General features: G+C 33.5%; 5 protein-coding genes. All 5 read left to right on the top strand.

The features are described from left to right. Nucleotides 1-89: 89 nt before the first annotated feature. The 5 genes from ACH2BP_RS02075 to ACH2BP_RS02055 all read left to right on the top strand — a co-directional run bounded on the left by ACH2BP_RS02075 (nt 90) and on the right by ACH2BP_RS02055 (nt 5817). Entirely contained in the window at nt 90-1007 is a 918-nt protein-coding gene (locus ACH2BP_RS02075; RefSeq protein ID WP_395056538.1) for a GyrI-like domain-containing protein, read from the top strand. A gap of 129 nt (nt 1008-1136) precedes the next feature. Next, complete coding sequence (locus ACH2BP_RS02070) at nt 1137-2447, top strand: MFS transporter (RefSeq protein WP_395056536.1); 1311 nt, start codon at nt 1137-1139, stop codon at nt 2445-2447. Beyond that, nucleotides 2440-3615, top strand: a complete 1176-nt coding sequence (locus tag ACH2BP_RS02065; RefSeq protein ID WP_395056534.1) for a glycoside hydrolase 100 family protein — start codon at nt 2440-2442, stop codon at nt 3613-3615. Before ACH2BP_RS02070 ends, ACH2BP_RS02065 begins: the two co-directional genes overlap by 8 nt. A 1-nt stretch (nt 3616) precedes the next feature. Beyond that, on the top strand, nt 3617-4555 hold the full coding sequence (locus ACH2BP_RS02060) for a carbohydrate kinase family protein (RefSeq protein ID WP_395056532.1): 939 nt from the start codon (nt 3617-3619) through the stop codon (nt 4553-4555). Between the two features lie 32 nt (nt 4556-4587). After that, the gene (locus ACH2BP_RS02055) at nt 4588-5817 is read left to right on the top strand and encodes an MFS transporter (RefSeq protein WP_395056530.1); all 1230 of its coding nucleotides are present in this window, start codon (nt 4588-4590) and stop codon (nt 5815-5817) included. Nucleotides 5818-5870 lie beyond the last annotated feature (53 nt).

Genomic DNA, 5870 nt, shown 5'->3' with positions numbered 1-5870 from the left:
TACATTATAAAGCAGCGATTGTAAACGGTATAACACAAGGAGAAAACTTAGGTAGTTTTATTGTTGGAAAATTAAAAATGACAAAATAAATGTTAAGCAGAAAAAAAATCGCATTACTACTGGGTCTTCTATTTTCATTGTTTTTAGTTTGGTATTTATTTCTTAAAAAGAGTGATTACTGTATTTCATTTAAAGTTAAAGCTGCTACTGGTACAATTTTTCAAGGCGTTCAAGAATGGTCTTTCGCTCAATCTGTAAGCCAAAAAGAAACCTACGTCACTCTTGAAAAGAAAAATTTCGATTTTATTAAGCAAGAAATGAATAAAGGTAATACTCGTTTGGAATATACTTGGGAAATGAAATCTATAAATGATTCCGTAACATCTATAAACGTTTCAATAAAGGATTTTAACAACAGCATTTACAACAGACTTACTGCTCCTTTTTTTAGCACTAGTTTCAAAGTGGAGCAAATAAAGAAAATTAAGAGTTTCAAAGATGCTTTGGAGAATCATATCAAAAATTTTAAAATTAAAATTGAAGGAGAGGGTTCGTCTGAAGAGACCTATGTAGCTTATATTAATTTAAAAAGTGTGATGCAAGAAAAAGCACAGACGATGATTCGTAATGATGAAATTATTACGGGGTATTTGCAACAAAACAAGATTAAAATTATTGGCAGTCCTTACGTAGAAATTGTAAATTGGAATCAAGATACGGAAACACTAAATTTTAATTATTGTTTTCCAATTGAAAAAGACGCTGCAATTGTAAAAAGTAAGGTGGTACATTTCAAAACGATACCAGCACTTAAAGGCTTAAAAGCTACTTATTACGGAAATTTCAGAACATCAGACAGAGCGTGGTTTACATTGCTTGATTATGCAAAGAAAAATGACATTAAATTAGATAATAGACCCCTAGAGCACTTTCTGGCAAATCCTTTTAATGGAGGAAATGAGTTAGAGTGGGAAACAAAAATTATTATCCCATATGCTAAAAAATAAGTAATTTGTTCTGTTGTTATTTTAACATTTCGAAAACGTTTTCGGTTATTCCGAAAACGTTTTTGTTTTATTTCTTTATTCATTTGGGAATTTTAAAATTAAATTTAGAAAAAATTAACAGACCAAAGAATGGGATTGAAAATAAAATTAAGTTTTTGGCAGATTATCAATATGAATGTTGGTTTTCTAGGTATACAATATAGTTTTGGTTTACAGCAGAGTGCCGTTAATCCTATTTATGATTTTCTAGGCGCTAGTCCAGACGAGTTACCATTACTTAATCTTGCAGGGCCATTGACTGGATTATTGATACAACCAATAATTGGAGCATTAAGTGATAAAACGTGGTCCCCAAAATTTGGAGGTAGAAGAAAACCTTTTTTTCTAATTGGTGCATTAGTTTGCAGCATTGCATTATTCCTATTTCCTTTTAGCAGTTCACTTTGGATGGCAGCGGGATTATTATGGATTTTAGATGCAGGGAATAATACCGCAATGGAACCCTACCGTGCCTTTATCGCAGACAAATTAGATGTATCTCAACAACCTGTCGGTTTTCAGGCTCAGAGCTTCTTCACCGGTTTTGGACAAACATTGGCAAACATATCGTTGTTTATATTTCCAATGATCTTTATCGGTACAACTGGAAAATTACCCACTTGGGTATATGCCTCTTTTTTTCTCGGGGCAGTATGTTCAATAGCTTCCGTTTTGTGGAGTTCACACACTACAAAGGAAATTCCGCCTACAGAGGAAGAGTTGCAAAAGATACAAGAGGAGCCTTTACATGTTTATACTCCGTTTATTGATATTTTTAGTGCCGTAAAACATATGCCTAAGGTAATGTGGCAACTGGCTTTGGTGTATCTTTTTCAATGGTACGCTTTGTTTTGTTATTGGCAAAATTCATCGAAAAGTATTGCTCTCTCGGTTTGGCATACAACACCTCAAAAAGACATGAAATTATATTCCGAAGCGGTAGGATGGACAGGATTGGTTAATGGTTGGTACAATATAGTAACTTTTTTATGCGCTTTTTCTCTAGTATATTTCGCAAAAAAATATTCGGCAAAATTTGTTCATTTTACTTGTTTGATGTTGGCAGCAATTGGCTTTTTAATTTTTCCTCATATAGAAAATAAATATTTATTGTTTCCAGCCATAACTGGTTTTGGAATTGGATGGGCCAGTATGATGGGAATTCCTTATTTAATGGTCGTAAACGACATTCCAAAGGAACGTTATGGAGTTTATATGGGAATTATAAATATGATGATTGTAATTCCGATGTTTATTCAAACGATAACTTTTGGTTATATTTTAAAACATTTTTTGAATAATGACCCTAGATTAGCAATAACTTTTGCAGGAGTATTGTTGATAATTGGCGCAGTATGCACCTTATTTATTAAAACTAAGAAAGTAGAATTAAGTGAATGATTTAAATTACAATAAAGCAATTGAATTGCTACAGAGTGCTTCCTCAACCGAAGGTTTTTTAGCTAGTGCTGAAGATGTTTCTAATTATAAAAGAGTATGGGCTAGGGATGGTGTAATCTGCGGATTGGCTGCATTGGCTTCAGGAAATGAGGAATTGATTGAAATTTTCCGAAGAACATTAGAAACATTAGCCAATAATCAACACCATAATGGGACGATTCCTTCAAATGTAATGACCAATGAGGATGTCATTAAAGTGAGTTATGGAGGTTTGGCGGGAAGAGTTGATGCGGTGACTTGGTTTATTATAGGTATTTGTCAATATTCATTTTATACAAATGATTCCACTTTCGTAAAAAAATACGAAGGTAATATTCAAAAGTGTTTGCAGCTTTTGGAAGCTTGGGAGTTTAATAATAAGCATTTGTTGTATGTACCGCTTTCAGGAAACTGGGCTGATGAATATATTACAGATGGTTATGTTTTATCCGATCAATTGCTTCGAATATGGGCACTAAAGAGTTACAATTATTTTGCAAAAGACAACTCGATTAGCAATAAAATTGAAAAAATCACGGAGCAAATCGAAATTAATTTTACGCCAAATTCGGTTGGTGAGAAATACCATGAGCGAGCATACAATGAAGTGAATTTTCAAAGATATATGCCTTGTTCTTTTTCTCCCGCAGGATACAAAATGCAATTTGATGCCTTCGGAAATTCGTTGGCACTGTTCTTAAATATTGGTTCCAAAGATTTTCAAAATAGCATTTTGGAATATTCAATAGAACTCAAAAATGAAATGCCTTTGCAGTTATTACCCGCTTTTTGGCCTGCAATAAAAGAGAGTGATTTGGACTGGAACTTGCTTAAAAATAATTGTAAATACGAATTTAGGAATCACCCTAATGAGTTTCACAACGGGGGAACTTGGTCGATGGTGAACGGATTTTATGGTTTGGCTTTATTAGCCAAAGAAAAACGATTGGAGGCAAACCAGCTTTTAGATTCGATAAATCTAATGAATGCTGAGGAGGATTTTAGTTTTTATGAGAATTTTAATAGCAAGACTAAAGTGCCAAATGGTGTTCCTTTTTGTGCGTGGAGTGCAGCAGCAGCGGTTATGTTGGGTCAAAGTATAAATACTAACTTTAAATTTTTAGTGTAAAGTGGGAAAAATAATAGATATAATATGTGCTGGCGAAGTACTGATTGATTTTATAGGACATGAAGTAAATACGTCCATCAATAGAACAAAAGATTACCATCGTTTCCTTGGCGGATCGCCAACTAATGTAGCTGTGAATGCTTCTCGATTAGGTTTGAAATCGGCATTAATTGCTACTTGTGGTCAGGATGGTTTAGGAGAATATATTGTTCGTAAATTAAAAGAGAATAATGTTATTACCGCTCAGGTTAAAAAATTAGAGGGGGTTCCCACCTCCATTATTCTTGTTTCAAAATCTTCCGGTACACCAGATTTTATTCCGTATCGAGAGGCAGATTATCAAATTGAACAAAGTCAAATTCCAAATGAAATATTGGAAAGTGCCAAAGTCTTTCATACCACATGTTTTGCATTAAGCAAAAATCCGGCTCGAACAACTATTTTAGAAAGCGCTAAAAGAGCAAAGAAATTAGGATTGCTTACGAGTATCGACATTAATTTTTCGGAAAGAATATGGCCTGATCGAGAAGAAGCAAAAGTTGTTTTAAAAGAATATTTATCTACCAATCCTCTGGTGAAACTAAGTGAGGACGATTGTTACAGACTCTTCGCCGAATCTAAAACGGAAGACTTCATTTTTGAGTATTTTCACGGATTAGGCGCTTCAACTATTTGTTTGACAAAAGGAAAAGATGGAGTTGTATTGTCAAATACTGATTTTGGTATGTTTCATCAAAAGGCTTTGCCAATAGAAGATATAAAAGACACTACCGGTGCTGGGGATGCTTTTTGGACTGGTTTTTTATATGCACAATTAGAAAATAAAAATCTGGAAGAATCCATTACAATAGCTCAAAAATTAGCGGTGCTAAAACTTCAAAACGTGGGAAGGTTGCCGGAAGGAATAAATTTTAAAGACTATTTGAATATCGAATCATAATTTTTGTTAAACCAAAACCAAATATATATTAAATGAGAAAAAGTACTATAAAAATTGCAATGTATTTGAATTATTTTGTGTTTGCTATACTGCTAAATAGTGTTGGGATAGTAATATTAAAAGCACAAAAAAATTATGGCGTAGATGAATTACAGGCGAGTATTCTAGAGGCTTTTAAGGATTTGCCTATAGCAATAGTTTCTTTTTTAATTGCTTCTTTTTTGCCAAGAATCGGATATAAAAGAGCTATGCTTATTGGATTGGCATTAGTTTCTGTAGCCTGTGTGAGTATGTATTTTGGAAATTCGTTCGGCACCGCAAAATTGCTTTTTGCTACGGTGGGTGTTTCTTTTGCATTAATAAAAGTGTCAGTTTATTCTCTTATTGGAACCGTTACGGATAATCAGCAGGAACATAATAGCTTGATGAGTAGTATTGAAGGCGTTTTTATGATAGGGATTGCCGTAGCTTATTTTTTATTTCCCGCTTTTAATTCTGAAGCAGATCCGGATGCCTGGTTGAATGTATATTGGTTATTAGCAGCAATTTCATTAGTGTCTTTTGGATTTTTATTTTTTGCTAAATTTGAAAATAAAACTGAAATACCAGGAGTTGACTTAGCGGATGATTTCAAACAAATGTTTAAATTATTTGCAAAACTATTAACAATTGTTTTTGTAATAAGTGCTTTCTTGTTTGTGATGATTGAACAAGGAATAATGTCCTGGTTGCCTACTTTTAATAGTAAAGTATTACATCTTCCAGAGAATATCAGTATTATGATGGCGAGTATTTTGGCAATTTCATTAGCAGTTGGAAGACTCTTGGCGGGTGTAATAACTAAAAAAGTAAATTGGATTTGGGTACTTAGTTCCTGTATTGTAATTGCCATGCTAATTGTGGTTTTTGTACTGCCAAAAACAGTTGGTTTAGATGTGAAAGAAATTAATTCGCTAAGCGATATTCCGTTAATTGGTTTCGCATTCCCATTGGTAGGACTTTTTATCGCCCCAATTTATCCTCTGTTAAATTCGGTAGTTTTAAGTGCGCTGCCTAAAAAAATGCACAGCTCGATGACGGGATTAATTGTCGTTTTCTCGGCACTTGGCGGTACTCTCGGCTCTAGAATTATTGGATATTTATTCAAAAATGAAGGTCCTGAAAAGGCATTCTATTACACTTTAATCCCAATGTCGTTATTGCTCGTTTCTTTCTTTATATTAAAAAAACTTACTTCAAAAAAAAATGAAATTATTACTTAACATAGACAAGGTATTCCAAGCACTGTTGCTTCAGGAAGATACAGATAATGATA

Source organism: Flavobacterium sp., assembly GCF_043756175.1.
GTDB lineage: Bacteria > Bacteroidota > Bacteroidia > Flavobacteriales > Flavobacteriaceae > Flavobacterium.
Note: the sequence above shows the minus strand (reverse complement) of the source record. Positions and strands in the feature narration are given on the sequence as shown.

Bases quoted from the DNA above. Each gene is read 5' to 3' on its own strand.
- ACH2BP_RS02070 (WP_395056536.1), top strand. From the start codon at position 1,137: ATGGGATTGAAAATAAAATTAAGTTTTTGGCAGATTATCAATATGAAT.
- ACH2BP_RS02055 (WP_395056530.1), top strand. From the start codon at position 4,588: ATGAGAAAAAGTACTATAAAAATTGCAATGTATTTGAATTATTTTGTG.
- ACH2BP_RS02075 (WP_395056538.1), top strand. From the start codon at position 90: ATGTTAAGCAGAAAAAAAATCGCATTACTACTGGGTCTTCTATTTTCA.